1 pseudogene is annotated in these 230 nt (G+C 79.1%); it reads right to left on the bottom strand.

Going from position 1 to position 230, the window contains the following annotated elements:
* Positions 1-230, bottom strand: a pseudogene (locus GTW43_RS09085) (cupin); the annotation flags it as partial.

The following is a 230-nucleotide window of genomic DNA, read 5'->3' as shown; positions in this document are numbered from 1 at the left end:
AGCCGGTCACGGACGAGCGCGGCGGCCGCGCGGTGGAAGGCGGTGAGCGCCGCCGGGTCCTCGCGCAGCCGCAGATAGCCCTCGACCGCGAGGTCGCGGCGGGCCCGGGCCACCCGCTCCTGCTCGGCCTCGGGAGCGTCGGGCGGGATGACGGTGGCGGCCGCGTACGTCTCCGGGTCGGTGAGATGGCGGGGCGGGAGCGTGAGGACGGCGTCGCCCGCCTCGGGCAG

Source organism: Streptomyces sp. SID5785, from assembly GCF_009870065.1.
In the GTDB taxonomy this organism is placed as follows: domain Bacteria; phylum Actinomycetota; class Actinomycetes; order Streptomycetales; family Streptomycetaceae; genus Streptomyces.
This window is presented reverse-complemented; position numbering and strand designations above follow the sequence as displayed.